Below are 24,598 nucleotides of genomic sequence, written 5' to 3'. Positions count from 1 at the left end.
GCTCAGTCCTCCCGGTCCGCCGTGATCTTCCCGGTCCTCGTGTTCACGTCCCAGTCCTGGTGCTTGCCCTGGGCGTCGTGGGTCTCGATCTCCCAGGTGCCGGCGTGGTCCTCGTCGAAGTCGACGGAGACGACCGTGCCCTTGGGGGCGGCGGCTTCGGCGGCCTGGCGGGCGGTGAGGCCGTCGGGGGCGCGGCGGTCGTCGGCGTCGGTGTCGCGGTCGAGCTGGGACGTGAGGACCTTGCCGGTGGACGGGTCGACGCGGACGTCGTACGTCTTCGTGTCCGGGGTGAGGATCTCGACCTCCCAGCCTCGGGCTGCGTCGGCGTCGTCGTCCGTGTCGAGGTCGGCGGAGAGGACCGTGCCGGGGCGGGCCTTGAGGGCCGCGTCGATGGCCTGGGTGATGGTGAGGTTCGAGGTGGTGACCGTCGGGCGGGCGGCCGTGTCGTTCGCGTCGTCCGTCCGGTCGTCCCGGTCCGTGTCGTCCGTCCGGTCCGTGAGCTGAACGTGGTTCGTCCGGGCGTGCGACTCGCCGGTGCCGGGCTCGTCGTCGGTGAGGGCGAGGGCCGTGCCTCCCGCGAGGACCGCGCTCGCGGCGACGGCGGCGATGGCGATGCTGCGCTTCATGGGTTCCGTACCTTTCTCCGTGGGGTCGTTGCGATGTGCTCCACCCTCGCGGACCGACCCTGAACGCAACCTGAAGCCACCTGAAGGGATCTTCAGGTTCGGTTTGCCACCCTGGACGCATGCGCCTGCTGATCGTCGAGGACGAAAAACGCCTCGCCCTGTCCCTCGCGAAGGGCCTCGCCGCCGAGGGCTACGCCGTGGACGTCGTGCACGACGGCCGGGAGGGCCTGCACAGGGCGACGGAGACCCCGTACGACCTGGTGATCCTCGACATCATGCTGCCCGGCATGAACGGCTACCGGGTCTGCGCGGCCCTGCGCGCGGCGGGCCACGACGTCCCGATCCTGATGCTGACCGCGAAGGACGGCGAGTACGACGAGGCGGAGGGCCTGGACACGGGCGCGGACGACTACCTGACGAAACCGTTCAGTTACGTCGTCCTGGTCGCCCGGGTGAAGGCGCTGCTGAGGAGGAGGGGCGGCCGGGGAGCCTCCCCCGTCCACGTCCTCGGCGCGCTCCGGATCGACACGGCCACCCGCCGGGTCCACCTCCACGACACCGAAGTCACCCTGACAGCCAAGGAGTTCGCGGTCCTGGAGCACCTGGCCCTGCGCCCCGGCGAGGTCGTCTCCAAGGCCGACATCCTGGACCACGTCTGGGACTTCGCCTACGACGGCGACCCCAACATCGTTGAGGTGTACGTCAGTTCACTGCGCCGCAAGCTGGACCCGGCGCTCATCAGGACGGTACGGGGGGCGGGTTACCGCTTGGAGGCGACGCGATGAGACCCCGCTCGGTGCGGGCCCGCACGACGCTCGCGGCGACGACGGTCGTGGCGCTGGCCCTGGTCGCGGCCGGTGCCGTCGTCGTCATGTCGCTGTGGACGAACCTCCGCGGCCAGGCGGACGACGACGCGGAGCGCACGGCGCGCGGCGTGGCGGCTCAACTCGCCGCGGGGACGCCGTACGACCGGGTGGACCTGGACGACGACGTACCGGTCCTGATCCGCGCGGCGGACGGCGCGACGGTCGCGAAGAGCGATGAACTGGCCGACGTCACCTCGAAGTTCGGCGCCACGAGCGACGAGGACGACCTCGAAGCGGGGGAGCTCGGCGACGTCACCCACGCCACCGGCTCGGCCACGCTCGACGGTGACACCGAGGAGTACCGCTTCGCGACCCTCACCGTCGGCACCCCCGCCCAGGGCCCGCTCACCGTCCACGCGGGCGCCCCCCTGGCCACCGAACAGTCCGCGGTGCGCACGGCGTTGACGGTCCTCCTGGTCGTCCTGCCCCTGCTGCTGGCCCTCGTCGCGGGCGTCACCTGGCTCGTCACCCGGCGTGCGCTGCGCCCCGTGGAAGGCATCCGCCAGGAGCTCGCCGCGATCACCGCCTCCCAGAACCTCTCCCGCCGGGTCCCCGAACCGGACGCCGACGACGAGGTCGCCCGGCTGGCCCGCACGACGAACGAGACCCTCGCCGCGCTGGAGGCCTCCGTGGACCGCCAGCGCCGCTTCGTCGCCGACGCCTCGCACGAACTCCGCAGCCCCATCGCCTCGTTGCGCACGCAACTCGAAGTGGCCGCCGCTCACCCGGAGTTGCTGGACCTGGACGGCGCGGTGGAGGACACGGTCCGCCTCCAGCACCTCGCGGCCGACCTCCTGCTGCTGGCCCGCCTGGACGCCGGCGAGACCCCGCCCCGCACTCCGGTGGACCTGGGAGCTCTGGCGAGGGAGGAGACGGCACCCCGAAAGGGAACGCGTCTCGATACGGCACCCGGCGTCGAAGTCACCGGCTCCCGTGGCCAGTTGACCCGAGTCCTGGCCAACCTCCTGGACAACGCGGCCCGGCACACCCGTACGACGGTGGCCGTGACGGTCCGCAGAGAGGGCGAGGACGCCGTCCTCACGGTCGCGGACGACGGCCCCGGAGTCCCGGTGGCGGACAGGGAACGCGTCTTCGAACGCTTCGTCCGCCTCGACGACGCCCGCAGCAGGGACGAGGGCGGCGCGGGCCTGGGCCTGGCGATCGCCCGCGACATCGCCGTACGCCACGGCGGAACCCTCACGGTCGGGGCGGCCCCGACGGGCGGCGCAGCCTTCGAACTGCGCCTGCCCGCAAGGAGCTAGGGCCGGCCCCGGTTCTCGCGGAGGTGGTCGGAGATCGGCCCCAGCGCGGCGGAGAGCTGCGTCATCCCCTCGGGCGAGAGCAGGTCGATGAAGTGGCGGCGGACGGACGCGACATGATGCGGCGCGACCTGGCGCATCACGTCGAGCCCCTGGTCGGTGAGGACCGCGTACAGCCCCCGCCGGTCGGACTCGCAGTTCTCCCGGCGGACCAGGTCCGCGTTCTCCATGCGGGTGATCTGGTGGGAGAGGCGGCTCTTGGACTGGAGGGTCGCGGCGGCGAGGTCGCTCATCCGCATACGGACGTCGGGGGACTCGGAAAGGTTGACGAGGATCTCGTAGTCGTTCATGGTCAGCCCGAACGGCTGGAGATCCTTCTCCAGCTGGTGCATCAACAGCCTGTTGACCTCCAGCTGGGTGCGCCAGGCGCACTGCTCCGCTTCGGTCAGCCAGCGCGTGGCCGTCTCGGTCTCCATAAATGAAGTCTACCTAAAAAGTTGAAATGTTAATGAGAAGAGTGTGACGCCGCGCACCCGTTCGACGTCACACTCCGCAGGTTACCGCTCACAGCCCGAAGCGACGCTGGAGATCACCGAGCTGTCCGGGAAGGCGCTGTGTGCCCTGCTGCCCGCCGTGCCCCTGCCCGGGGTGCGCCCCGCCGCCCGGGACGCCCGGCTCGGACGGCACGACGCCCGTCGCCTGCTCGGCCATGAGCGCCTCGGAGGACTGGAGCAGGACCGTCCCGGCGCCCACGAACTCGAACTGGTGCTCCTCGCCCGAGGCGCCGCCCAGGCCCGTCATCGCACGTAGACCGCCCAACAGGCCCGTCATGTAGCCGTGGTCGTAGTGGTGGCACGGCGAGGGGCAGTCCGCCCAGCCGACCAGCGCCTGCGGGTCGACCCGGATCGGCGGCTCCATGAACACCACCGGACCGTTGGACGCGGCGACGAACTTGCCCGTCCCGATCAGCGTCAGGAACCCCGGCACGATCGACTGCTTGAGCGCCAAACTTGGCTGAAACGCGAGGAGGTTGCCGGAGCGAATGGTCAGGTTGCCGTCTTCGAGGTCGTACGAGTTGACGTCGAAGGCCCGGTCCGCGAGGAGCATCTTGCCCGATCCCTCCGCCACCACCCAGTCGCTCGCGTGCAGAGGCGAATGGAACGACGTCCGCACCAGGCGGTCGAGGCGGCCGTGCCCGATGCCGTTGAAGTCGATCGACCCGTAGTAGGCGATCATCTTCCCCTTCTGGAGGAACCACTGGCTCCCCTTCAGCTCCACGCAGAAGGTGTACGCGTTGACGTTGTCGTCCACCGGCAGCGACATCGGGTCGTAGACCACCGGGCCCGCGCCCGCGTAGTGGTTCACAGCTTCTCCTCGGATGCCTGGACGTACACCGCGCCGTTGCCGCTCAGTTCGAGCTGGAAGGCCTCGCCGGAGCCCCGGCCGACCATGTCCCGCCAGCCGAGGGCGGTCGAGAGTTTGTTGCGTACGTCGCCGTGGTGCGCGACGTACGCCTGGGGGTCCACGTGGACCGGGCGCTGCGGAGTGATCGGCACCTCGAAGACGCCGCCGTGCGCCATCACCGCCACCGCGCCGTGCCCCTTCAGGGTGGTCGTGAACAGGCCCTGGCCGCTGACCTGGCCCCGCACCATGCCCATGACGCCGCCCTGGGAGCCGAGGAACATCGTCCCCTGCTGGAGCGTGCCCTCGAAGGCGAGCAGACGGTCCGCCTCCACGTACAGCGTGTCGCCTGCGAGGTTGATCACCTGGACGTGGTGGCCGCCGTGCCCGAACAGGACCGTGCCGCTGCCCTCCACCGTCATCAGCGGGGTGTCCTCGTTCGCCAGCCTGCGGCCGAGCATCGACATGACGCCGCCCTGGCCGCCCTGGATGTTCGGCGTGAACGACACCTCGCCCTTGTAGGCGAGCATCGCGCCCCGCTGGCTGAACAGGCGCTGGCCCGGCGCGATCGTCGCCTCGACCATCTTGGAGTTGAGCTCTCGGAAGGTCATCACACGTCCCCCGCGATCGTGTTCCGCTCGCTGGGCTGGACGTACACCAGGCCGTCGCCCTCGAAGCGGATCTGGAAGGCCTCGCCGCCGCCCTCGCCCATGAACGTGCGGAACGTCACCCCCGCCTGGAAGGACTGGCGGAGGTTGCCCTGGTGCGCGACGTACGCCCCCGGGTCGACGGTCAGGGGGTACTGGGGAGTGACCCGCAGGACGACCGCCGGGCCGTCCGACGTGATCGCCGCCTGGCCGTGGCCCTCGACGGTCGTCGTGAACAGGCCGTTGCCCTGCGAGGCGCCGCGCAGGCCCGTGAACGTCGTCCCCGTCCTGAGGCCCGCGTCCGTCGCGAGCAGGTTGCTCGACTCGACGTACAGCTTGTCCCCCTGGAGGGCTACGAGGTTGATCTCCGAGGCGCGGTCCGCGAACCAGCAGATGCCGTGCCCCTTCACCTCCATCACCGTCATCTGCTCGCCGGTCAGCCGCCGGGTCACCATCCCGCGCAGACCCTCACCGCCCCCCGAGAGCTTCTTGAACGCCATCTGTCCGTCGTACGCGACCATCGAGCCGTTCTTGGCCTTCACGCCGTCGCCGGTCATCTCTACGGCCAGCACCTTGCTGCCTTGCAGTCGGAACATCGCCACGACGCCGAAGGTATCCGGCCGGGGGGTGGAGAGACCAGGGCCCACGGGTGGATATCGGGTGGATCTCCACCCTGAGAGAACCCTGAGGCGGGGCGTTTGCCACAATGGACGAACGCTTGTGCGTGCGTTCACAAGGCGCGCGGCAGGTGTGCGACGCAAACCGCCAGCTCAGCACCGTGACGACCCCTTCTTAAGGTGACCCCGTGGACCTGAAGACAGCCTCCGCCCTCCGCCGCCTCCGCCTGGTCTCCGCCCCCGAGGCCATCTCCTTCCTCCTCCTGCTCGTGTGCTCCGTCCTCAAGCGGACCACCGACTTCAACGCGGTGCCGGTCATGGGCATGGTCCACGGCGTGCTCTTCATCCTCTACGTGATCTTCTGGGCCGACGCCTGGAACCGCACGAAGTGGCCCCTCAAGACGGGCCTCCTCTACTTCGTCCTCTCCGTCCTGCCCCTCGGCGGCTTCTTCGCCGAGCGCAAGCTGCGCCGTGAGGCCGAGGACGCGGTGATCGCCTCCCGCGCCCGCCAGGAAGGTGCCGTGAGCGCATGATCGTCGCCTTCTCCGTCACGCCGCTCGGTGTCGGTGAGGACGTCGGCGAGTACGTCGCCGACGCGGTCCGCATCGTCCGCGAGTCCGGCCTCCCCAACCGCACCGACGCCATGTTCACGTCCATCGAGGGCGAGTGGGACGAGGTCATGGACGTCGTCAAGCGAGCCGTCGCCGCCGTCGAGGAACGCGCGCCCCGCGTCTCCCTCGTCCTCAAGGCGGACATCCGCCCCGGGGTCACGGACGGGCTGACGTCCAAGGTGGAGACGGTGGAACGCCACCTCGCGGGCTAGACGTACGCCCGGATCTGCCGGACGGGGTGCCCGAGCGCCTCGGGCTGCCGGCGGGTGCGACCAGCCGCACCCGCCGGCAGCCCGCAAGGCGTACCTCACCGGTACAGGGCCCGCAGCCCCAGCACGTCTCCCCGCCCCAGGCTCCGCGCCCGCGTCGAGCACGCGAACGAGTTCGTGTACATCGTCAGGTTCTCGTGCCCCGCCCCCACATGCCCCAGCCCGAAGACGTGCCCCGCCTCGTGGGTGCCGACGGCCCGCACGTCGTACGCGTCGGCGCACCGCGCGCCCGGCGTGTCCGTGAAGCGGTGGTGGCGCGTGTTGAAGCGGACGTCCGCCTCGATCAGGTCGTTCGGCCCGCCGTCCGGCATCGTCACGGCCCACGAGCACGTGACGGCGACGACGTCCTCGGGCAGCTCACCGGCGTCCCACACGCTCACCCCGTCCCGCGAGGCGCAGCGCCCCGCCCGGTCGATGCCGGCCTCCCGGCCGGTCGCGGACAGGTACCGCGCCCGGGGCCCGGCCCCACCGCTGAGCCCGCAGTCGTTGCGCGCCCCGGTGATCGCCGAGATCGCCTCGTCGAACACCTTGCGCGCCTCGTCCCGCGACAGCCCGCCCGGCATCGGACCGTCGCCGACGTGCCAGAGGTACGTCCCGTACTCCTTGTGTCCGGCGGTCGCGTACGCGGTGTCCGCGCAGGCGGCCCGCGCGGAGCCGGCCGCCGGTTCCGCCACCCCCACCCCCTCCGTCGCCTCGCGCTCGTATCCCACGGCCCCCTCCGCCGGACGGCTCGCCACCAGCGACCCCAGCAGCACGACCACCGCCCCCACCCTGCCCAGCAGCCCCAGCACTGCGACGCCTCCCCTGATCCGGCCTCGTGACGAACGCGGCAGAGCCTAACCGCGTCCATGTACCGGCCCGTTCACCCGGAAACCGGCGTTGAGCACTCGCTCAAACAGGTGTACCGTCACGCGCAGAGACTTTGAGCGAGTGCTCAAAGTCCGTCTCCACCTGGGGGATTACCGATGGGGCTCTACATAGAGGCGCACATACGCGCCGACATGGACGACCTGTGGACCCGTACACAGACCCCGTCCCAGCATCAGCGCTGGGACCTCCGGTTCACCGAAATCGACTACCTTCCGCGCGCGGAGGGCGACCCGCAGCGCTTCCGGTACGCCACCCGCGTCCTGCCGTTCGTCACGGTCTCCGGCACGGGAGTCGCCGCCGGAGAACGCGAACGCCCGGACGGCACACGGACGTCGGCGCTGCGGTTCGCCTCCCCGCATCCGCTGTCGCTCCTCAAGGAGGGCAGCGGGTACTGGCGTTACGTCCCGGAGGGGGACGGCGTGCGGTTCCTCACGGGGTACGACTACCGGCCGCGCTGGGGGTGGGCGGGCCGGTGCGCGGACCGTGTCCTCTTCCGCCCGCTGATGGTGTGGGCGACGGCCTGGTCGTTCGACCGGCTCCGGCTGTGGCTGGAGAAGGGAATCACCCCGGAACGCGCGCTGCGCAACTGGATCGCCGAACTCGCCGTCCGGGCCGTCGTGTTGGTGGCCGCCGGTACCGGCATCGGTCTCGGCCCGCTCACCCACTACACCCCGCCGCTGCTCTTCCTCATCCCCCAACTCCTCCTGGTCGCCGCCTGCCTGGCCCTCTTCAAGGCGCCCCTGCCCTGCGTCCCCGCCGCCCGCCGCTGCGTCCGCCGCGCACCCGAACGCGCGCGTACCCCCCGTCTGCTGCGCGCCCTGGAGACCCCGCGATGACCTCCATCTTCCGTACGGCCATGGGGGACGCCGCGTTCTCCCGCCTCCACCCCGAGCTGCGCCGCCGCTTCTCCGTGGGCCTCGCGAGCGGCGAGGCGTGCACGGGGCGGGGCGTCATGTCCCGCATCTGGCACGGGCCCGCGTTCGTGAAGCCGTTCCTCGCGCTCGGCACGACCCGCAACATCCTCGTCCCCCGCACGGGCCACGACATCCCGTTCGTCATCGAGAACGTCCCCTACCTCGACTCCTACGGCCGTGAAACCGTCACGTTCGTACGGACGTTCAGCTTCCCCTCGCGTCAACACCGGTTCGACGCGCAGATGGTGCTCGGCTCCCACGGCACGATCCTCGACTACCTCGGCACCCACCAGCACCTCGCCACCGACCTCCGCCTCCACGCCGAACCCGACGGCTCCCTCCTCATCCGCTCCGGCCAACACCGCTTCCGGGAAGGGCCGTTGGACGTCCGGGTGCCCGAACTCATCGGCGCCGACGCGGAGGTCCGCGAGTCGTACGACGACGCCTGCGGGGTCTTCCGCATCCAAGTCCGCGTCGTCAACCGGTGGTTCGGGCCGCTCTTCGGGTACGAGGGGTGGTTCCGGGCCTCGTACAGCGACGTACGAGACTGCGGGGTACGGGCCGGGCTGCGGCCGGTGAGAGAGGAAGTGCGCGCGTGAGTCCTTCGCGGGAGACCCGGGTCAAGCTGCTGGAAGGGGCGCTGCGGACGCTCACGGAGCAGGGGATCGCGAAGACGTCCGCGCGGTCCGTCGCCGCGACCGCCGGGGTCAATCAGGCGCTGGTCTTCTATCACTTCGGGTCGGTCGACGAACTCCTCGCGGCGGCGTGCCTCTACGGGGCCGAGCAGTCCGTCTCCCGGTACCGGGAGCGGTTCGAGGAGGTGGAGTCGCTGTCCGGACTCCTCGCGCTGGGGCGGGAGATCCACGCCGCCGAGCAAGGCTTCGGGCACGTCGCCCGGCTGGGACAACTCCTCGCGGGCGCGCAGACACACCCCGCGCTCGGGCCGGCCACCGCCGCGGGCCTCGACCTGTGGATCACCGAGATCGAGAAGGTGCTGCGGCGAGTCCTCGGGGGGACGCCGGTCGGCGACTTCACGGACCCTGCGGGGCTGGCTCGGGCCGTCGCCGCTTCGTTCGTGGGGATCGAGCTGTACGAGGGGGTCGACGCGGAGGGGGCCGGTTCGGCGCTGGCCGCACTGGAGCAACTCGGGCTGCTCGTGGGGGCGTTGGAGGAGCTGGGGCCGATCTCCCAGCGGGCCGTGCGGCAGTATTTGCGGCGGACTTCCAGGCAGGAGCGGTGAGTTGGCGGGGCGGGTTCGCTTTTAGGTCGCAAGCGCGTTAGGTGCGACTAGCCGAGCCCGCTCGTAAAGCTCCCGCGCGGTATTGTTCTTGAGGTGTGGCCGGATTAGTCGGAACATTTCTTTGACGTGTTTGTCGACCTGTCCGGATTGAATCGCGGGATAGCCATCCAGTACTTTATTCCATGTGGCACAGGCTTCATCCAGGTATCCCATCTCCAGTTGGCGTTCGGCCAGCATCCCGCTGAATCGCATCCCGCTGCGAGTGGATTCGTTCGCTGGCTCTCGCAAGCGGAAGTGAAGCTGGAGATGGTCAACGCTTCCGGCCACATCCCCTAGCGCATACCTGACCTGCGCGGTGTGATATGCCAATGTGGCGGCACTGTATCCACCGAAAGTTTGATGCCTGCTTTCCGCCTTACTCATGGCGGCTTCGGTTTCCCGGATGCTTTGGAGCGCGTTGTGCCGATCGCCTGCGGCAGCGTAGGAATGAGCCTGCTGCCCGGCCATGAAAGCTTTCATCCTTGGCCCGGCTGTGGGGGATGCTTCACTGGCCGCATTGGCCCAAGTCACCGCTGTTGGGCCGTGTCCCAAGTCGACAGACTGGACGGACATCCCCCGGAGGATGTGGCAGTAAGTCAAGTGGTCGTCGCTTGCGCCGGCGAGTTCTAGGCCCTTCACGTAGTACTGCTGGGCACTTCCATGCGACCCCTCGTCGACAGCCATCCAGCCGGTGAGGTAGCACAAGAATGATGCGGATGCCATCATTTCTCTGCGAACTTCAGCGGATGCGTCTGCTTTCAAGTACGGGGCGACGATGTTGACCAGGAAGGCGGCGGCCAGAGGTCGTGCGTAACGACCTCCAAATTCATCGTCGAGCTCTGAAAGGCGGTCCGTCATGGCGATTACGGAATCTACTTCAGAGGTGCCGATGCGTTGCATTTTCCCGGACTGAATTGCTTCCATGCGGCCTACGACGTCCCTCCAATTAGGGACAGCGAGCGCGACGGAAAATAGGCCCGCACCTATAATGCTGCGGCGTGACGGGTCCATGTCTGCTTTTCCTAGATCAAGCAACCCGTCCACGGTGCTTGGATGGATGTTTGATTTCCCTGAAGGGGGCGGGAAACCTGCTTCGCTGTGTGTGATCGGGCGGCGGAGCCTCCGTGCCAGAGCTTCCAGGATCAGAGGGCGGGCGGCTTCCCTCGGCAGGTGGCCTTTGAGCCACTGGTGTACGGACGGTTCCCGGTACTTCATGGGTGTTCGCCGTTCGGTCCCGATGCGGTTCACCTCTTGGGCGAGCTGACGCAACGTCCAGCCGGTCTCGCGGTAGAGCCGTTCCAGCTTCACGTTCGGTTCCGGTGTCTTCACCTGCGCTCAACTCCTCCGGCCGGCTGGGTGCTTAAAACTCTTAAAAACACCCGCTGTCACAACGGTACCGCTCTGCGTAGCAAGTCGGTTGCCTAGAGCGAGAACTGACCACCCGTCGCACCGATAGCCCACATCACCACTTTGTGGGGCGGAGGAGATGGGGGACCCCCGCGACGTTCGAGCGTCCGGGGGCGTGGCCACCAACCGGCTGGAGGTTGACGACAGTGCCCAACGGTACAAGCGAAAAGCCCGAACAGCAGTACCCCTGGGAGCCGTTCATCACGCCCGAGATCATCGGCGACTGTGACGGCTGCAAGGCGTACGTCGACGAGTGGTTCAGGCGCATGGTCCGGAAGACGGAGAACGGCGAGCCGAGCAAGGACTACGACCCCTCGGCCGCCAGCGACGCGGCCGTGTTGTGGAAGCGGCACGCGGCGGAGGCGCACAGCGAGGTGACCCCGTGACATGGCCCAACGCCCGCGTGAGTGCGCTCGGACCTCCCGCGCTGGTTCAGCTCCTGGACGGCACGGAAGAAGTCGACGCGTCACCCTTGACGGACTGGCGGACCGAGTACGGCGGTGTCCGAAACGTTCAGACCGGTGAGATCGAACTCCCCACGCCGACCTTCACCCCCTGCCCCTACGAGAACTGTCCCGACTGCGAGCGGGAGGCGGCTCATGGTGACCGCTGAGCACATCGGGAAGACCGTCACGGACGGCGTACGTACCGGCGTCCTCATGGCCATCTGCGAGGACGTGGACGAGAACCAGCTTCCTGCGTATCAGAAGCCGATTCTCATGGCATGGGTACGGCCCGAACGCGGTGGTATCGAGTGGAACGCGCGACCGTCCGCGCTGGAACTCGCATGAGGGCCGTGTGCACCGTCGTGGTTGTTCTCGCTGCGGCCGTGTGGACCCTCGTCGTGGCGTGGGCCGTCGCCCGGTTCGCCGCCTGATCCACCCTCAATCGGCCCCGCCCGCTGTGTCCGTACCCCGAGACCAACGGGCGGGGTCTTCTCCGATCGAACCCAACCCGTAAGGAGGATGGGATGAAAGTTGCCGAAAACCCGCTCAAATTCGCGTGGTTAGAGGTGACAGGGCTCTGCAATGAACTCTGTGACCACTGCTACGCGGACAGCGGTCCCAAGGGAACGCGCGGAACCATGACCGTGAAGGACTGGGTGCGCGTCATCTCGGAACTCTCCGAAATCGGTACGTGTGACGTTCAGTTCATCGGTGGGGAACCGGCCTTGTATCCGTACCTTCCCGCGCTGATCCGGCACGCGCACGCGTCCGGCCTGTCCGTCGAGATCTTCTCGAACATGACCCACATCCGCGCTGAACTGTGGAACGTGATCCGCGAGTGCGGGGTGAAAATCGCCACCTCGTACTACTCCGACAGCGCCGAGAAGCACGACGCCGTGACCAACCTCCGAGGCTCTCACAGGCGTACCCGGGCCAACATCGAAAAGGCGCTGAGTCTCGGTGTTCCGGTCCGAGGTGGAGTCGTCGCCGTGCACAGCGGACAGCGCGCGTTCGAAGCGACACAGGATCTGTTGAGTATCGGAGTCGAACAGGTCGGCGCAGACCGTATCCGCGCCTTTGGCCGGGGAAGCAGCGGAGCGGCGCCGAACATCGCTGATCTCTGCGGCCACTGTGCTCACGAGAAGTGCGCGATCGGTCCGGACGGCAACGTGTGGCCCTGCGTTCTCGGGCGCTTCCTGACCATCGGGAACGTCCGGGAATCGCCCCTGTCCGAAATCTGGGGTGGTCTTCGCATGGGAGAGGTACTGGCGGACATTCGCGCTGTCCTGGGCAACGGGGCACAGTCGTGCACGCCCCCTCAGTTCCTGCCCATGTGCGGCCCTTGCGGCCCGTGCCCACCGTCCGTGGGTCACTGCGACCCCAGCGAGGCCGACAACCCGGCTACGCTCGGCACGCCGTTTTAGTTCGCCGCGATGATCAGGAGCGCGCACATGGACGACCACGGAGACGACTTCGGGCCGTGGGGCTGGGAGAGCAACAGCACCGCCGTACAGAGGACCGAAGAAGAGTGGGCGATGATCGCTCGCTATGTCCGGCACGCGGCGAACAAGCTGAGCCCGGCACTTCCGCTCTGCCTTCCCGGTGAGCCTCAGGAGTGCGGTCGGCCCGCTCAGCAACACGTACTGGCGTGGTCGGCGCATCTCAAGGCTGTGGCACACCACCTGATCGAGCAGTACACGCCGAGTGAAGCTCGCGGCGCGCACGCGGCCGGCCCGCTGTATCAACGGAGGCTGGCCGAGCTGCGAGCCCACGACGGCTCGGAAACCGTCTCGTCCTGATCGACGCACCCCGGCCACGGCCCCGTCCGTACGTCTCTTCACGGCGTACGGACGGGGCTTTCCGCGTGCGCCTGCGACGCGCAGATAACCCCCCGTCCGGCGAAAGTCCCACCGTTGGACGAAAGTCCCACCCGCCTGGCCCCACCCCGTTCGACAGTGTCCGGTATGTCCATTTTTGTGTGGGTATTGGCTCGTCGGCTTACCCCCTCGGGCCTCGACCACTCCCACCCCTTGGAGGGCGTTGTGCGGCCTGAGGGCTACGACTACGACACCCACAGCAGGCTGGCCGGGCCGCTCACGGAGCCGGCCGCGTCGTACCGGGTGCAGTACATATCGCTGCTCTCCCGCGAGCCCCACCGAATACGCGCCGTCCTGCTGATGAGCCTCGCGCCGGTGCTGACGGCGCTGCTGCTCGTGTACCTCGTGTGGCCCAGCCACTGGGTGGAGCGCGAGGGGGGCGACGCGTGGATGGTCCACCTCGACATCGCGATGCTCATAGCCATCGGGCTGATCGAGCTGTTCATGGTCGTCAACGTGGCGTCCGTCGCGCACGCGACGCTGGTCGCCCGGGACCCCGTACCCGTCATACCCGAGAGTGGTACGCGCGTCGCGTTCCTGACGACGTACGTCCCCGGTCGTGAGCCCCTCGCGATGGTGCGGGCGACCCTTGAGGGCGCCGTACGGATCCACCACCGGGGGCCGCTGGACGTGTGGCTTCTCGACGAGGGGGACGACGGGCAGGCCAAGGCGCTCTGCGCGGAGCTGGGGGTGCGGCACTTCAGCCGCAAGGGTGTCCCGGAGTGGAACCGGGCCAAGGGGGTGCACAAGGCGCGGACCAAGCACGGCAACTACAACGCCTGGATCGCCGCGCACGGCGACGAGTACGACTTCTTCGCCTCCGTCGACACCGACCACGTACCCCACCCGGACTACCTCGAACGGATGATGGGCTACTTCCGGGACCCGGACGTCGCGTTCGTCGTAGGACCCCAGGTGTACGGGAACTACCACCATCCGGTGACGAAGGCCGCCGAGTCGCAGCAGTTCCTCTTCCACGCCCTGATCCAGCGCGCGGGCAACCGCTACCGGGCGCCGATGTTCGTCGGCACCAACAACGTCGTACGGATCGCGGCCGTGAAGCAGATCGGCGGGCTGTACGACTCGATCACCGAGGACATGGCGACCGGGTTCGAACTGCACCGGCGGCGCAACCCGGCGACCGGGCGCAAGTGGCGGTCGGTGTACACGCCGGACGTGCTGGCCGTCGGCGAGGGCCCCGCGTCCTGGACGGACTTCTTCACGCAGCAGCTGCGGTGGTCGCGCGGGACCTACGAGACGCTGTTCAAGCAGTACTGGAAGGCGCCGTTCACGATGCCTCCAGGAAGGCTGTTCTCGTACACGATGATGCTGGTCTACTACCCGATGACGGCCGTCAACTGGCTGCTCGGCATGGTGAGTTGCGTGCTGTTCCTGTGGTTCGGCGCGTCCGGCACCCAGGTCGCCGCGTCCGTGTGGCTGATGCTGTACAGCGACGCCGCCGCCCTCCAGATCGGCCTCTACCTCTGGAACCGGCGCCACAACGTCTCCCCGCACGAACCCGAGGGCTCCGGCGGGCTCGCCGGGATGGGCATGTCGGCCCTGTCCGCGCCGATCTACCTCAAGTCCTTCGGCGCGGCCCTGCTGCGCCGCCCCAGCCGGTTCGTCGTCACCCCGAAGGGCGCCGGCGTCAGCGCCGACCGGCTCATGACGTTCCGTATCCACCTCTTCTGGGCGGCCGTCCTCATCGCGTCCCTCGCCGCCTCCGCCGTCCTCGGCCACACCCACGTCGCCATGCGCACCTGGGCGGTCCTCGCGACGGCGATCTCCCTGGCGCCGCTCGCGGTGTGGATCGGCACGGGGGTGCGGCACCGGCTCGCCCGGCCCCGTACCCGTAGCTCTCTGGTGGTAGAGGCACCCGCCGTCGAACCCGCCCTCGCCCCCGTCTCCGGCACCCCGACAGGAGGCAACTAGCCATGGCCCTCCCGCAGAAGACCAAGAAGACCGTCCTGGGCATCGGCGGCGTCGCCATCCTCGCGAGCCTGAACGCGCCCGCCGCGCTGGACTTCGTCGGCGAGCAGTACCACGCGTACCGGATCGCCCAGCCCGAGTACCGGGCCAAGTACGGCAGTTGGGCCCAGGTCGACATCCCCGAGCAGTACCGCACCAACGCGATCCACGCGGCGCTGCTGCACACCGGGAAGGTCCTCATCGTCGCCGGGTCCGGCAACGAGCAGAAGAAGTTCGACGCCGGGTCCTTCGACACGGTGCTGTGGGACCCGAAGGCGAACACCTTCAAGAAGATCCCCACCCCGGAGGACTTCTTCTGCTCCGGACACGCCCAACTCCCCGACGGGCGGCTCCTGGTGGCGGGCGGCACGGCCCGCTACGAACTCCTCGACGGCGAGGTCCAGCGGGCCGCCGGCGGGATGCGCGTCAAGAACGAGAACCCCGACAAACCCATGGTCCTCAAGAAGGGCACCCGCTTCCGCTCGCCGTCCGGCGTCGAGTACGTCAGCAAGTTCGACGTCACCGTGCCCAAGGCCAAACGCGACTTCAAGGTGACCTACAACCGGCGCGGCGTCATGCAGCCCTGGCAGACGCGGGTCACCGCGAGCGAGGTCCGCGTCTTCGTCGAGGCCGCCGAGAGCGGGCCCATGTCCGTCACCGAGAAGCGCGCCCAGTACGAGATTGTCGGGCTCACCGGCAAGGACGCCGACAACACGTACGGGCTCAGCGAGAAGATCACCCTCGACAAGCAGGACTTCCAAGGCATCCGCGCCGCCTACGAGTTCGACCCCGTCGCCGAGCGGTACGTCCCCGTCGACCCGATGGCCAAGGCCCGCTGGTACCCGACCCTCGTCGGGCTCGACGACGGGCGCGTCCTCGCGGTCTCCGGGCTCGACGACGTCGGCGTGGTCGACCCCGGGGACAACGAGATCTACGACCCGCGCACCAAGAAGTGGACGCCGGGGCCCAAGCGGTACTTCCCCACCTATCCGGCGCTGTTCCTCACCAAGGGCGGGAAGCTGTTCTACCCCGCCTCCAACGCCGGGTACGGGCCCGCCGACCAGGGGCGCGAGCCGGGGATCTGGGACCTGAGGACCAACACGTTCCAGAAGGTGCCGGGGCTCAAGGACGCGGACGCCACGGAGACTTCGGCGTCCGTGCTGCTGCCTCCGGCGCAGGACCAGAAGGTGATGATCCTCGGCGGCGGGGGAGTGGGGGAGTCGAAGAAGTCGACGTCCCGGACGGCCGTGGTGGACCTGAAGGAGGACAACCCCTCTTTCAAGGACGGGCCCAACTTGCCCCAAGGGACCCGGTACTTGAACAGCGTCATCATGCCGGACGACACCGTCTTCACCTCCAACGGCTCCTCCGACTACCGGGGGCGCAGCGCCAGCAACATCCTCAAGGCGCAGTTCTACGACCCCAAGGGCAACGTCTTCCGGGAGGCCGCCGAACCCGTCGTCGGCCGCAACTACCACTCCGAGGCCCTGCTGCTGCCCGACGGGCGGGTCGCCACCTTCGGCTCCGACCCCCTCTACGACGATCAACAGAACACGAAACTCGGGCACTTCGAGCAGCGCATGGAGGTCTTCACGCCGCCCGCGCTGCACAAGAACGGCAAGGACCGGCCCGTCCTCGACGACGGCCCCGGGCTGCTGCCCGACGACCGCAAGGTCACCTACCGCACCGACCACCCCGAGCGGATCGTCTCCGCCCGGCTGATGCGGCCCAGCGCCGTCACCCACACCACCGACGTCGAACAGCGGTCCATCGCGCTGGAGTTGACGAAGGAGGGGCGGGCCGTCACGTTCACCGTCCCGGACGACCCGGCGCTGGTGCCGCCCGGCTGGTACATGCTGTTCGCGACGGACGCGGCGGGGACACCGTCGGAGGCGAAGTGGATCCAGGTCAAGTGAGCGCCCTCCACCGCGAGTTGCGTCACTTCGAGTTGCGCGCCAGTTCCAGCGCGTACGCCGGCCACCACTGGCCCGCGTCCGGGCCGCCCTCGCACGTGCCGTCCGACTCACCCGGCCGCTTGATCCACAGGTAGGCATCCAGAGCGGGTTCCCCGGTTTCGGTGGTCGGCCGGGTGCCCAGGGCCCGCCCCGGAGGGTTGCACCACACCCCCGGGAGCGGGCCGTTGCCGTTGCGGCTGGTGTCGATCACGAAGTGTTTTCCGCCGAGCCGGGCGGACAGGTCGAGGCCGTAGCGCTTGACCGCGTCGTCCGGCTGGAAGTTGGAGACGTTCAGGGCGAAGCCGTCGGCCGCGTCGACGCCGGACCGCTTCAGCGGCTCGACCAGCTTCCCGGGCTCGCGGATCCAGGAGGGGTTGCCGGCGTCCAAGTACACCTTCGTACCGGGCTGTCGCTTCAGCCGCGTGATCGCCGCCGCCAGCAACTGCTCGCGCTCGTCGTGGTACTCACCCGGCGTACACCCGTCCACGATGTGCGCGACCGCGTCCGGCTCCAGGACCACCAGCGCCTTCGCGTCCCCGATCGCCGACGCGAACCTGCCGATCCACGCGAGGTAGGCGCCGCCGTCCGCCGCGCCGCCCGCCGAGTGCTGGCCGCAGTCGCGGTGGGGGATGTCGTACGCGACGAACAGCGCCGTACGGCCGTCGCGGGCCGCCGCGGTCGTCGCCGCGGTCACCGCCGGGCCGGGGTCGATCTCGCCGGCCGGCCACAGGGCTGCGGGCTGGTCGGCGATCCTGCGCAGCAGCTCCGCGTCCGAGGCGCGGCCCTCGCGCCGCCACAGCTGGATCTGCCGGGCGGCGTTGCTGTCGGGGTCCACCCAGAAGGGGTTCTTCCCGGCGGCGCGCCCCGGGGGTTTCACCACCGACGCCTCCTCGGCCGCGGGGGAGGAGGAGCAGGCGGCGGTGGGCGAGAGGAGGGCGAGGGCGACGAGGGCGACGAGTGCGTGGGCTGGACGGGACATGCCGCTCCCTGCGAACGGGGGGTGGGGGACCCTCGTTGCATAACGCGTAAAAGGTGACCCACCAAGCCGAACCGCCGCCCGTCCGGGGAACATCGCTCAGGAAGCGGTTCCCGGCGCTGTCCCCGGCCCGGTGCGTGAGACGTGGCTGACCGGAATGTGACCGGCGGGTAGGGTCTGATGCCGTGCCGAAGCCCCTCAGTCTCCCCTTCGACCCCATCGCCCGCGCGGACGAGCTCTGGAAGCAGCGGTGGGGGAGCGTGCCGTCCATGGCCGCGATCACCTCGATCATGCGGGCCCAGCAGATCCTGCTGGCCGAGGTCGACGCGGTGGTGAAACCGTACGGGTTGACGTTCGCGCGCTACGAGGCCCTGGTCCTGCTGAACTTCTCCAGAGCCGGCGAACTCCCCATGTCCAAGATCGGCGAACGCCTCATGGTCCACCCCACCTCGGTCACCAACACGGTCGACCGCCTGGTGAAGTCCGGCCTCGTCGCCAAACGCCCCAACCCCAACGACGGCCGCGGCACCCTCGCGTCCATCACGGACAAGGGCCGCGAAGTCGTCGACACCGCCACCCGCGACCTCATGGCGATGGACTTCGGCCTCGGCGTCTACGACGCGGAGGAGTGCGCGGAGATCTTCGCGATGCTGAGACCGCTGCGGGTGGCTTCGGGGGACTTCGAGGAGGAGTAGGGTTTTCGTGCCAGAGCGCGTGTCCCCGCAGACGCGGGGGTGTTCCGCGTGCCGACCCGCTACCGCGTGACGGCCTGCGTTGGTCCCCGCCGCTGCGGGGGTTGGTGGCCCGGTTAGGCTCGTTCGCATGAAAAAATCTGTGCTGGTCCGCTACCGCGTCATGGCCTACGTCACCGGTGTCCTGCTGGTCCTGCTGACCCTCGGTGTCATCGGCAAGTACGTGTTCGAGATGGACGGCGCGGACGGCTTCACGTCGGTCGTCGGGATCGCGCACGGCTGGCTCTACATCATCTACCTCGTCTTCGCCTTCGACCTCGGCTCCAAGGCGAAGTGGCCGGTCAAGAAGCAGCTGTGGGTCCTGCTCGCCGGCACCATCCCCACGGCGGCGTTCTTCGTCGAGCGCAAGGTCAGCCACGAACTGGAGGCCAAGCTGACCGAGGGGGCGCCGGCCGCCGCCAAGGTGTGACCGCGGGGCGCCCGCGCGCCCCGGTCACCCCCCTTCCGCCGCCGCGGGCAGTCCGCCCAGCAGCAGGCGGGCGAAGCTCTGGACCCACGCCTCGTTCACCGGCTCCGCGCTGACCAGGGTGCGGTGGACGACCGCTCCGGCGACGACGTCGAAGATGAGGTCGGCCGTGTCCGTGGCGTGCTCGCTGTCGGGCTCGCGAGGGATCTCGCCGCGCGCCTGGGCGCGGGCCCGGCCCTCCAGGACGAGGCGTTTCTGCCGGTCGACGATGGACCCGCGGATCCGGGCGCGCAGCGCCTCGTCCCGGGTGGATTCCGCGACGACGGCCATCAGCCCGCTCTTGGCCTCCGGCCGCGCCAGGATCGCCGCGAACTGGAGGACCACCCCTTCGAGGTCCGCCGTGAGGCTGCCCCGGTCGGGCAGGCGGAGTTCGTCGAAGAGTTCGGCGACGGCGTCGACGACGAGTTCGTTCTTGCCGGTCCAGCGGCGGTAGAGGGTGGTTTTCGCGACGCCGGCCCGGGTGGCGACGTCCCCCAGCGTGAGTTTGGACCAGCCCAGGTCCACCAGGGCCTCCCGCGTCGCGGCCAGGATCGCGGCGTCCGCGGTGGCGCTGCGCGGACGGCCCGGGCGGGGGGCGGGGCTGCGGCTCTGCATCGGACGACCATAGCGGCCGGTTCCGGGCGCCCGGCCCCCGCGCCGTAATTCGGTGGAGCCCTGTGAACGGCCCAGGCGAAGATTGTGGAGTCGTGAGGGAGATCACCGGGAAGGACTCCCGCGAGGCGCACGGCGCGCATTACGCTACGGGTCGTAGCGAAAGCTCGGCAGGGCCCCGGCACGGCACGCGACGGACGTACGCGAGCGGTGCGGGACCGGAGGTCCGGACGGCACGCGGGGTGGGGACCCGGCGGCGTACGGCGGACCGCTCGGGCTTTCGGCATCTACGGCGGTTCCGGGACCGGTGGGCGCTTGCCCGCGAACCCGCCGGGGCAAACGCGCCCCCGGCGCGACAAGGCTCACGGACCGCTTTTCGCACAGGCGCCGGCTCGGGGGAGGATAGACGCATGCAGCCACGGAACATGTCCATGAGCGGAGTCGTCGACCTCGCCGCGGTGAAGGCGGCCCAGGAGGCCAAGGCGAAGGCGGAGCAGGCGCGCGCCGAAACGGCCCGCCAGGGCGGCGCGGGGGCGATCTCCCCGGCCGACCTCGTGATCGACGTCGACGAGGCCGGGTTCGAGAGCCAGGTCATCCAGCGGTCCGCCGAGGTCGCGGTCGTCATCGACTTCTGGGCCGAGTGGTGCCAGCCCTGCAAGCAGCTCAGCCCGGTCCTGGAGCGCCTCGCGGTCGAGTACGACGGCAGGATCCTGCTCGCCAAGATCGACGTCGACGCCAACCAGATGCTGATGCAGCAGTTCGGCATCCAGGGCATCCCGGCCGTCTTCGCCGTGGTGGCGGGCCAGGCGCTCCCCCTCTTCCAGGGTGCCGCCCCCGAGACGCAGATCCGCCAGACCCTCGACCAGTTGGTCCAGGTCGCCGAGGAGCGCTTCGGCATCACGGGCCTGTCGGTCGACCCGGACGCGGAGCCCGGCGCGGCCCCCGCGACGCCGGTGGAGGCCCCGGCGGGGCCGTACGACGGTCTGCTCGCCGCCGCCGTCGAGGCGCTGGACGCCGGGGACCTGGGCGGCGCCGTACGGGCGTACCAGAACGTGCTGGCCGACGACCCGGGCAACGAGGAGGCGAAACTCGGGCTCGCGCAGGCCGAGTTGCTCCAGCGTGTCCAGGGCCTCGACCCGCAGGCCGTCCGCCGGGACGCGGCCGAGAAGCCGGGCGACGCGGCGGCCCAGCTCGCCGCCGCCGACCTGGATCTGGTGGGCGGTCACGTCGACGACGCGTTCGGGCGGCTCATCGAGACGGTCCGGCGCACGGTCGGTGACGATCGGGACGCCGTACGGGTCCGGCTGCTCGAACTCTTCGAGGTGATCGGCCCCGACGACCCCCGGGTCGCGGGGGCGCGGCGCGCGCTGGCCCGCGCGCTGTTCTGACCAGTCGCTAAACCCGCCGGTACCGAGGGGCCGGAGTGAAAGTTCGGTCGGCTGGACGCTTTTGCGGCCACGCTTTGCCAAATCTTGGTAAACGTGGCCGCTGTTACTTCCAGTAAGTCGGGACTGTTGGTCTGCCGGACTCTGTCCCACTGTCACGCGATTTGTCCTGGGCAAGGATGTCGCGCTCGGTCGCCGGTCGAGACCTGTGGGTCGTCGGACGGTTATCCGGCCGTTACTAGCCAGTAACGAACCCCCTTGTGCGGGCGGCGAGAATGCACCACGATCGGCGACGCTCGGTCCATTCCCGTTCCCCGGCAGCCGGTCGGGACACGGGCCTGATGGGTCCCCACCGGGCAGAGCCGACGGCGACGTCGCCGGCTCTTGAGGGCAGGGGGGTCTTCGCCCGCGGGCGGAGCCTGTCCGGCAAGGTTGCGCGTGATGCGTGTCAGGCGCGACCGAGTGGTAGTCGCTCGGGGGTGATCGCCGGTGATTTCAGGCGCGGTTCGCGCTTCCGAGCACAGGCGCTCCCCTTCCCGAGGACGTAGCACTTCTCCCATCCCTGCCCGTCCGAGCCGCCGTCCACGGGGCTCGTCGGAGCGGGATGTACGTCCGAGAAGGAGGAAATGATGGAGTCCCAGGTGCGTGGCGGGACCAGATGGAAGCGGTTCGCTGTGGTCATGGTGCCCAGCGTCGCCGCCGCAGCATGTGTGGGTGTCGGTCTCGCGCAGGGCGCCCTCGCGGCGTCGTTCAGCGTTTCTGGCCAGGAGTTCAAGGTCAGTGCCGACCACCTCGAAGGCTGGGGCTTCGCCCAGTACGGCGGCATGGACACCGGCTACACGGACACGGACGGCAAGAACAAGACCGCCCGTCCAGTCGCGATCTCGTCGTTCGACCACGCCAAGATCACGAAGATGTGCCAGTCGGTCGCGACCAAGATCCCGCTCATAAACAAGACGGTCTACCTCCGTCTTGAGGCGGGACCCAACGAGAACCGCAAGGTCGAAGCCGACAACCTGTACATCGACGTCGCCCAGCTCGACGCGAACGCGACGTTCAAGAACATCGACATCGGCGTCGCGGTCAAGGACAAGAGCCGTGGCCCCGCGCTCCGCGAGGGCGACAGCGTGCTGCCGGGAGGCTTCTCCCAGCAGGCGGAAGAGGCCGATCTGACGGACGTCAAGCAGACCGCTTGGGCGACCACGGCCGGCACGTTCAAGCTCAACGGCCTGTCGATGCGACTCGGTATCGACAACCCCAAGATGGAGTGCTTCTAAGGAGCACTCCGGGGCGGCTGAACCGTCCTGAAGGGGCGGGGGAGCCCCGGCTTCCCCGCCCTCTGGGTCCCGGCCATGCGCCGGGTCCCGCCACAGACTCATTCCGGCTTCTCCACGTCCTACGGCCGAGCCGGTACGTACCTCCACCGGACCCAGGGAGCTGTTTTCCATGAGTGCCGAGACTCCGGTCCAGCGCGTCGGGGCCTTCACCCGGCTGCGTCTGCGATTCCGCGCCTGGCGGGGCAGTCGGCCGTTCTGGGCGGGTCTGTTCACCCTGCTCGGCGGGGTACCGATCGCCTACTTCCCGTATGCGACGCTCAAGCTGGGCACGATGTCGATCGCCATGTCGACGACCGCGGGCGCCGGCTCGCTCATCATCGGCGTCCTGCTGTTCACCCTCGGACTCACGATGTGGTTCCAGCAGGCCACCCGGGTCTTCGCCGGGGTCGCGTCCATCCTGCTCGCACTGGTGTCGCTGGTGGTATCCAACATCGGCGGCTTCATCATGGGCTTCCTGCTCGCGCTGATAGGTGGCGCGCTGGCCCTCTCCTGGATGCCCGGTCGGCCCGCCGATCCCGCCGCGGGCGGCGGGGAGCCGGGCTCCGGGGACCCAGCCGAGGACCGCGCGCCCGATTCCGGTTCGGACCTGCCCGAGGCGCCGCAGCAGCCGTACGGGACGCCGGGCGACGGTGCTTTCGGCTCCGCGGACGGCGCGCGGGCCGAGGACCCCAAGGGAGTTCACCATGTCGGATGACGAGGCCCGCAGCGACATTCCTGCGGCCCTCAGAGCCGGGACGGGGCCGCGGCACGCGGCCCCCAGGAAGCCGCTGCTGACCCGGCTCCATGTGCCCGCGGGCAAGGCGATAGCCCTCGCGGCCATGCCGACGGCGGTGCTCATGGGGATGGGCTTCACGCCGACGCTGGCCCGCGCCGAGGATCATCCGGCCGCGTCCAACAGCCAGCAGGCCGAGGAGTACAAGAAGTGCGTCGCGGCGCTGGAGGCGGAGGACGCCTCGCCGTCGCCCACGCCGTCCGCCTCGGCTTCCGAGGACTCGGGCAAGGAAGACGACTCGGACAAGGACTCGGACAAGGACTCGGGCAAGGGGGAGTCGAAGGACGACCCGGCCGGCAAGGGGGACTCCCCGTCGTCGAATTCAGGGTCTGACGACAAGAGCGAGCCGAGCCCCTCGCCGTCCGCCTCCGCCTCGGCTTCCACTCCTGCGAAGGAGGACGCCTCCGGTGCCTCCTCGCCGTCTCCTTCGCCGTCCGCGGGTTCCGGAAGCGAGAAGACCGACGGGGGCGGGCTGCTGGAGACCATCGGGGACGCCATCAGTGACATCTTCACCGGTGGGTCCGGCTCGGACGCGGCTTCCGGTACGTCCTCGCCGTCTCCCTCCCCGTCCGCCTCCACGGGCGGGGAGTCGACCGACGCCGGCTCAGGGGCGGGGTCGGCCGCCGCGAAGAAGCCCTCCGAGGCGTCCAGTTCTCCGAAGGCTTCCTCCGGGGACACCTCCGCCAAGAAGGACGACGAGAAGGCCGGCGAGAAGGACACCGAGGAGACGGAGAAGGCCGACGAGGACAAGGCGTCCGCCTCGCCCAGCCCCTCGCCGAGTGCCGGTACGGACGTCGACGACTGCAAGGTCTCCACGGACGCCGTCGCCGACGGTCGCGACAACAAGCTCCTCCTGCCGGAGGATCCCTGGATCCTGGAGGCCAGCGGGCTGACGCTGGACGGCGCGGACTACCAGGGCATCGTCGAGGTGACGACGTCCAGCGGGGTGAAGAAGAAGGTGCTCAAGTACGTCGTCTCCAAGAGCACCAAGATCGTCGATCTGCACCAGATCGTGAAGGACAAGAACGCCGGCAAGACGTACCACGTCCAGAGTGCCAAGGGGGCGGAGTCCACCATCACCGACGGCGCCACCACGATGTACACCGAGAGCATCTCCGGCAACCTCTTCGGGCTGCTCCCGGTGACGTTCACGCCCGACAATCCGCCGCCGCTGAACATCCCCTGGATCTACTTCAGCAACGTCAAGGTCGTCCAGGCCGGGCAGTTCGGCGGGACCCTGCACATTCCGGGTATGCACCAGTCGATCACGTGAGCAATTGATCTTTTCCGGGAGCCGCACAGGAGTG

29 protein-coding genes are annotated in these 24,598 nt (G+C 69.3%); 20 read left to right on the top strand and 9 right to left on the bottom strand.

Going from position 1 to position 24,598, the window contains the following annotated elements:
* Positions 1-2: 2 nt before the first annotated feature.
* Complete coding sequence (locus PV682_RS35935; protein WP_319735951.1) at positions 3-626, bottom strand: PepSY domain-containing protein; 624 nt, start codon at positions 624-626, stop codon at positions 3-5.
* Positions 627-745: 119 nt separating this feature from the next.
* Here PV682_RS35935 and PV682_RS35930 point away from each other — a divergent pair, with 119 nt between their 5' ends.
* Together PV682_RS35930 and PV682_RS35925 are read left to right on the top strand one after the other, a co-directional pair.
* Positions 746-1,411: a response regulator transcription factor gene (locus PV682_RS35930; protein ID WP_055719471.1), complete on the top strand. Its 666-nt coding sequence runs from the start codon at positions 746-748 to the stop codon at positions 1,409-1,411.
* Positions 1,408-2,754 (top strand): sensor histidine kinase, encoded by a 1,347-nt coding sequence (locus PV682_RS35925; protein ID WP_319735950.1) that lies wholly within the window; start codon positions 1,408-1,410, stop codon positions 2,752-2,754. Before PV682_RS35930 ends, PV682_RS35925 begins: the two co-directional genes overlap by 4 nt.
* Here the strand turns inward: PV682_RS35925 and PV682_RS35920 are convergent.
* From PV682_RS35920 to PV682_RS35905, 4 genes are all read right to left on the bottom strand, one after another.
* Entirely contained in the window at positions 2,751-3,227 is a 477-nt protein-coding gene (locus PV682_RS35920) for a MarR family winged helix-turn-helix transcriptional regulator (protein WP_319735949.1), read from the bottom strand. The genes PV682_RS35925 and PV682_RS35920 overlap by 4 nt on opposite strands.
* An 88-nt stretch (positions 3,228-3,315) precedes the next feature.
* Complete coding sequence (locus PV682_RS35915) at positions 3,316-4,116, bottom strand: AIM24 family protein (protein ID WP_319735948.1); 801 nt, start codon at positions 4,114-4,116, stop codon at positions 3,316-3,318.
* Positions 4,113-4,763, bottom strand: coding sequence for an AIM24 family protein (locus PV682_RS35910; RefSeq protein ID WP_055719467.1), 651 nt, complete (start codon positions 4,761-4,763; stop codon positions 4,113-4,115). The genes PV682_RS35915 and PV682_RS35910 overlap by 4 nt, the downstream gene beginning before the upstream one ends.
* On the bottom strand, positions 4,763-5,395 hold the full coding sequence (locus PV682_RS35905; protein WP_319735981.1) for an AIM24 family protein: 633 nt from the start codon (positions 5,393-5,395) through the stop codon (positions 4,763-4,765). Before PV682_RS35905 ends, PV682_RS35910 begins: the two co-directional genes overlap by 1 nt.
* Positions 5,396-5,604: 209 nt before the next feature.
* On the opposite strand from PV682_RS35905, the gene PV682_RS35900 reads away from it, so the two are divergent.
* A complete protein-coding gene (locus tag PV682_RS35900; protein ID WP_055719466.1) occupies positions 5,605-5,949 on the top strand; it encodes a DUF3817 domain-containing protein in 345 nt (114 codons plus the stop codon).
* On the top strand, positions 5,946-6,239 hold the full coding sequence (locus PV682_RS35895) for an MTH1187 family thiamine-binding protein (protein WP_010353257.1): 294 nt from the start codon (positions 5,946-5,948) through the stop codon (positions 6,237-6,239). The genes PV682_RS35900 and PV682_RS35895 overlap by 4 nt, the downstream gene beginning before the upstream one ends.
* Before the next feature lie 95 nt (positions 6,240-6,334).
* Here the strand turns inward: PV682_RS35895 and PV682_RS35890 are convergent, their stop codons facing one another.
* Positions 6,335-7,087: a matrixin family metalloprotease gene (locus PV682_RS35890; RefSeq protein ID WP_319735946.1), complete on the bottom strand. Its 753-nt coding sequence runs from the start codon at positions 7,085-7,087 to the stop codon at positions 6,335-6,337.
* A 174-nt stretch (positions 7,088-7,261) separates the two neighbouring features.
* On the opposite strand from PV682_RS35890, the gene PV682_RS35885 reads away from it, so the two are divergent.
* The 3 genes from PV682_RS35885 to PV682_RS35875 are packed head-to-tail and all read left to right on the top strand — an operon-like array spanning position 7,262 to position 9,320.
* Positions 7,262-8,002: a hypothetical protein gene (locus PV682_RS35885; RefSeq protein ID WP_319735944.1), complete on the top strand. Its 741-nt coding sequence runs from the start codon at positions 7,262-7,264 to the stop codon at positions 8,000-8,002.
* The gene (locus PV682_RS35880; RefSeq protein WP_319735942.1) at positions 7,999-8,679 is read left to right on the top strand and encodes a DUF4166 domain-containing protein; all 681 of its coding nucleotides are present in this window, start codon (positions 7,999-8,001) and stop codon (positions 8,677-8,679) included. The genes PV682_RS35885 and PV682_RS35880 overlap by 4 nt, the downstream gene beginning before the upstream one ends.
* Positions 8,676-9,320 (top strand): TetR/AcrR family transcriptional regulator, encoded by a 645-nt coding sequence (locus tag PV682_RS35875; RefSeq protein ID WP_319735940.1) that lies wholly within the window; start codon positions 8,676-8,678, stop codon positions 9,318-9,320. Before PV682_RS35880 ends, PV682_RS35875 begins: the two co-directional genes overlap by 4 nt.
* A gap of 21 nt (positions 9,321-9,341) precedes the next feature.
* Here the strand turns inward: PV682_RS35875 and PV682_RS35870 are convergent, their stop codons facing one another.
* Positions 9,342-10,688, bottom strand: coding sequence for a tetratricopeptide repeat protein (locus tag PV682_RS35870; RefSeq protein WP_319735939.1), 1,347 nt, complete (start codon positions 10,686-10,688; stop codon positions 9,342-9,344).
* A 224-nt stretch (positions 10,689-10,912) separates the two neighbouring features.
* Here PV682_RS35870 and PV682_RS35865 point away from each other — a divergent pair, with 224 nt between their 5' ends.
* The 7 genes from PV682_RS35865 to glxA all read left to right on the top strand — a co-directional run bounded on the left by PV682_RS35865 (position 10,913) and on the right by glxA (position 16,973).
* Positions 10,913-11,152, top strand: coding sequence for a hypothetical protein (locus tag PV682_RS35865; RefSeq protein WP_319735938.1), 240 nt, complete (start codon positions 10,913-10,915; stop codon positions 11,150-11,152).
* A complete protein-coding gene (locus tag PV682_RS35860; RefSeq protein ID WP_319735937.1) occupies positions 11,149-11,379 on the top strand; it encodes a hypothetical protein in 231 nt (76 codons plus the stop codon). The genes PV682_RS35865 and PV682_RS35860 overlap by 4 nt, the downstream gene beginning before the upstream one ends.
* Positions 11,366-11,557, top strand: coding sequence for a hypothetical protein (locus PV682_RS35855; protein WP_055721997.1), 192 nt, complete (start codon positions 11,366-11,368; stop codon positions 11,555-11,557). Before PV682_RS35860 ends, PV682_RS35855 begins: the two co-directional genes overlap by 14 nt.
* Before the next feature lie 179 nt (positions 11,558-11,736).
* Positions 11,737-12,636, top strand: coding sequence for a radical SAM protein (locus PV682_RS35850; RefSeq protein ID WP_319735936.1), 900 nt, complete (start codon positions 11,737-11,739; stop codon positions 12,634-12,636).
* Positions 12,637-12,663: 27 nt separating this feature from the next.
* Positions 12,664-13,011 (top strand): hypothetical protein, encoded by a 348-nt coding sequence (locus PV682_RS35845; RefSeq protein WP_319735935.1) that lies wholly within the window; start codon positions 12,664-12,666, stop codon positions 13,009-13,011.
* A 243-nt stretch (positions 13,012-13,254) separates the two neighbouring features.
* Positions 13,255-15,021 carry a glycosyltransferase family 2 protein gene (locus PV682_RS35840; RefSeq protein ID WP_319735980.1) on the top strand — a complete coding sequence of 589 codons (1,767 nt, stop codon included), beginning with the start codon at positions 13,255-13,257 and terminating at the stop codon, positions 15,019-15,021.
* 2 nt (positions 15,022-15,023) lie between these two features.
* The gene (gene glxA / locus PV682_RS35835; protein ID WP_319735933.1) at positions 15,024-16,973 is read left to right on the top strand and encodes a radical copper oxidase GlxA; all 1,950 of its coding nucleotides are present in this window, start codon (positions 15,024-15,026) and stop codon (positions 16,971-16,973) included.
* A gap of 22 nt (positions 16,974-16,995) precedes the next feature.
* Here glxA and PV682_RS35830 read toward each other — a convergent pair whose 3' ends face one another.
* Positions 16,996-17,991: a glycoside hydrolase family 6 protein gene (locus PV682_RS35830; protein WP_319735932.1), complete on the bottom strand. Its 996-nt coding sequence runs from the start codon at positions 17,989-17,991 to the stop codon at positions 16,996-16,998.
* A gap of 182 nt (positions 17,992-18,173) precedes the next feature.
* On the opposite strand from PV682_RS35830, the gene PV682_RS35825 reads away from it, so the two are divergent.
* Both PV682_RS35825 and PV682_RS35820 read left to right on the top strand, forming a co-directional pair.
* Positions 18,174-18,683, top strand: coding sequence for a MarR family winged helix-turn-helix transcriptional regulator (locus PV682_RS35825; RefSeq protein WP_319735931.1), 510 nt, complete (start codon positions 18,174-18,176; stop codon positions 18,681-18,683).
* A gap of 127 nt (positions 18,684-18,810) precedes the next feature.
* A complete protein-coding gene (locus PV682_RS35820; protein WP_319735930.1) occupies positions 18,811-19,149 on the top strand; it encodes a DUF3817 domain-containing protein in 339 nt (112 codons plus the stop codon).
* Between the two features lie 24 nt (positions 19,150-19,173).
* Here the strand turns inward: PV682_RS35820 and PV682_RS35815 are convergent, their stop codons facing one another.
* Positions 19,174-19,800 carry a TetR/AcrR family transcriptional regulator gene (locus PV682_RS35815; protein WP_319735929.1) on the bottom strand — a complete coding sequence of 209 codons (627 nt, stop codon included), beginning with the start codon at positions 19,798-19,800 and terminating at the stop codon, positions 19,174-19,176.
* A gap of 407 nt (positions 19,801-20,207) precedes the next feature.
* Here PV682_RS35815 and PV682_RS35810 point away from each other — a divergent pair, with 407 nt between their 5' ends.
* From PV682_RS35810 to PV682_RS35795, 4 genes are all read left to right on the top strand, one after another.
* Complete coding sequence (locus tag PV682_RS35810) at positions 20,208-21,185, top strand: tetratricopeptide repeat protein (protein ID WP_319735928.1); 978 nt, start codon at positions 20,208-20,210, stop codon at positions 21,183-21,185.
* Positions 21,186-21,811: 626 nt separating this feature from the next.
* Positions 21,812-22,459 (top strand): DUF6230 family protein, encoded by a 648-nt coding sequence (locus tag PV682_RS35805; RefSeq protein WP_319735927.1) that lies wholly within the window; start codon positions 21,812-21,814, stop codon positions 22,457-22,459.
* A 169-nt stretch (positions 22,460-22,628) separates the two neighbouring features.
* Positions 22,629-23,213 (top strand): DUF6114 domain-containing protein, encoded by a 585-nt coding sequence (locus tag PV682_RS35800; RefSeq protein WP_319735926.1) that lies wholly within the window; start codon positions 22,629-22,631, stop codon positions 23,211-23,213.
* Positions 23,203-24,564 (top strand): hypothetical protein, encoded by a 1,362-nt coding sequence (locus tag PV682_RS35795; RefSeq protein WP_319735925.1) that lies wholly within the window; start codon positions 23,203-23,205, stop codon positions 24,562-24,564. The genes PV682_RS35800 and PV682_RS35795 overlap by 11 nt, the downstream gene beginning before the upstream one ends.
* Positions 24,565-24,598 lie beyond the last annotated feature (34 nt).

It is taken from the genome of Streptomyces niveiscabiei (genome assembly GCF_033794345.1).
In the GTDB taxonomy this organism is placed as follows: domain Bacteria; phylum Actinomycetota; class Actinomycetes; order Streptomycetales; family Streptomycetaceae; genus Streptomyces; species Streptomyces niveiscabiei.
This window is presented reverse-complemented; position numbering and strand designations above follow the sequence as displayed.

Bases quoted from the DNA above. Each gene is read 5' to 3' on its own strand.
- PV682_RS35935 (WP_319735951.1), bottom strand. From the start codon at position 626: ATGAAGCGCAGCATCGCCATCGCCGCCGTCGCCGCGAGCGCGGTCCTC.
- PV682_RS35930 (WP_055719471.1), top strand. From the start codon at position 746: ATGCGCCTGCTGATCGTCGAGGACGAAAAACGCCTCGCCCTGTCCCTC.
- PV682_RS35925 (WP_319735950.1), top strand. From the start codon at position 1,408: ATGAGACCCCGCTCGGTGCGGGCCCGCACGACGCTCGCGGCGACGACG.
- PV682_RS35920 (WP_319735949.1), bottom strand. From the start codon at position 3,227: ATGGAGACCGAGACGGCCACGCGCTGGCTGACCGAAGCGGAGCAGTGC.
- PV682_RS35910 (WP_055719467.1), bottom strand. From the start codon at position 4,763: ATGACCTTCCGAGAGCTCAACTCCAAGATGGTCGAGGCGACGATCGCG.
- PV682_RS35905 (WP_319735981.1), bottom strand. From the start codon at position 5,395: ATGTTCCGACTGCAAGGCAGCAAGGTGCTGGCCGTAGAGATGACCGGC.
- PV682_RS35895 (WP_010353257.1), top strand. From the start codon at position 5,946: ATGATCGTCGCCTTCTCCGTCACGCCGCTCGGTGTCGGTGAGGACGTC.
- PV682_RS35885 (WP_319735944.1), top strand. From the start codon at position 7,262: ATGGGGCTCTACATAGAGGCGCACATACGCGCCGACATGGACGACCTG.
- PV682_RS35880 (WP_319735942.1), top strand. From the start codon at position 7,999: ATGACCTCCATCTTCCGTACGGCCATGGGGGACGCCGCGTTCTCCCGC.
- PV682_RS35855 (WP_055721997.1), top strand. From the start codon at position 11,366: ATGGTGACCGCTGAGCACATCGGGAAGACCGTCACGGACGGCGTACGT.
- PV682_RS35850 (WP_319735936.1), top strand. From the start codon at position 11,737: ATGAAAGTTGCCGAAAACCCGCTCAAATTCGCGTGGTTAGAGGTGACA.
- PV682_RS35845 (WP_319735935.1), top strand. From the start codon at position 12,664: ATGGACGACCACGGAGACGACTTCGGGCCGTGGGGCTGGGAGAGCAAC.
- glxA (WP_319735933.1), top strand. From the start codon at position 15,024: ATGGCCCTCCCGCAGAAGACCAAGAAGACCGTCCTGGGCATCGGCGGC.
- PV682_RS35830 (WP_319735932.1), bottom strand. From the start codon at position 17,991: ATGTCCCGTCCAGCCCACGCACTCGTCGCCCTCGTCGCCCTCGCCCTC.
- PV682_RS35820 (WP_319735930.1), top strand. From the start codon at position 18,811: ATGAAAAAATCTGTGCTGGTCCGCTACCGCGTCATGGCCTACGTCACC.
- PV682_RS35815 (WP_319735929.1), bottom strand. From the start codon at position 19,800: ATGCAGAGCCGCAGCCCCGCCCCCCGCCCGGGCCGTCCGCGCAGCGCC.
- PV682_RS35810 (WP_319735928.1), top strand. From the start codon at position 20,208: ATGCAGCCACGGAACATGTCCATGAGCGGAGTCGTCGACCTCGCCGCG.
- PV682_RS35805 (WP_319735927.1), top strand. From the start codon at position 21,812: ATGGAGTCCCAGGTGCGTGGCGGGACCAGATGGAAGCGGTTCGCTGTG.
- PV682_RS35800 (WP_319735926.1), top strand. From the start codon at position 22,629: ATGAGTGCCGAGACTCCGGTCCAGCGCGTCGGGGCCTTCACCCGGCTG.
- PV682_RS35795 (WP_319735925.1), top strand. From the start codon at position 23,203: ATGTCGGATGACGAGGCCCGCAGCGACATTCCTGCGGCCCTCAGAGCC.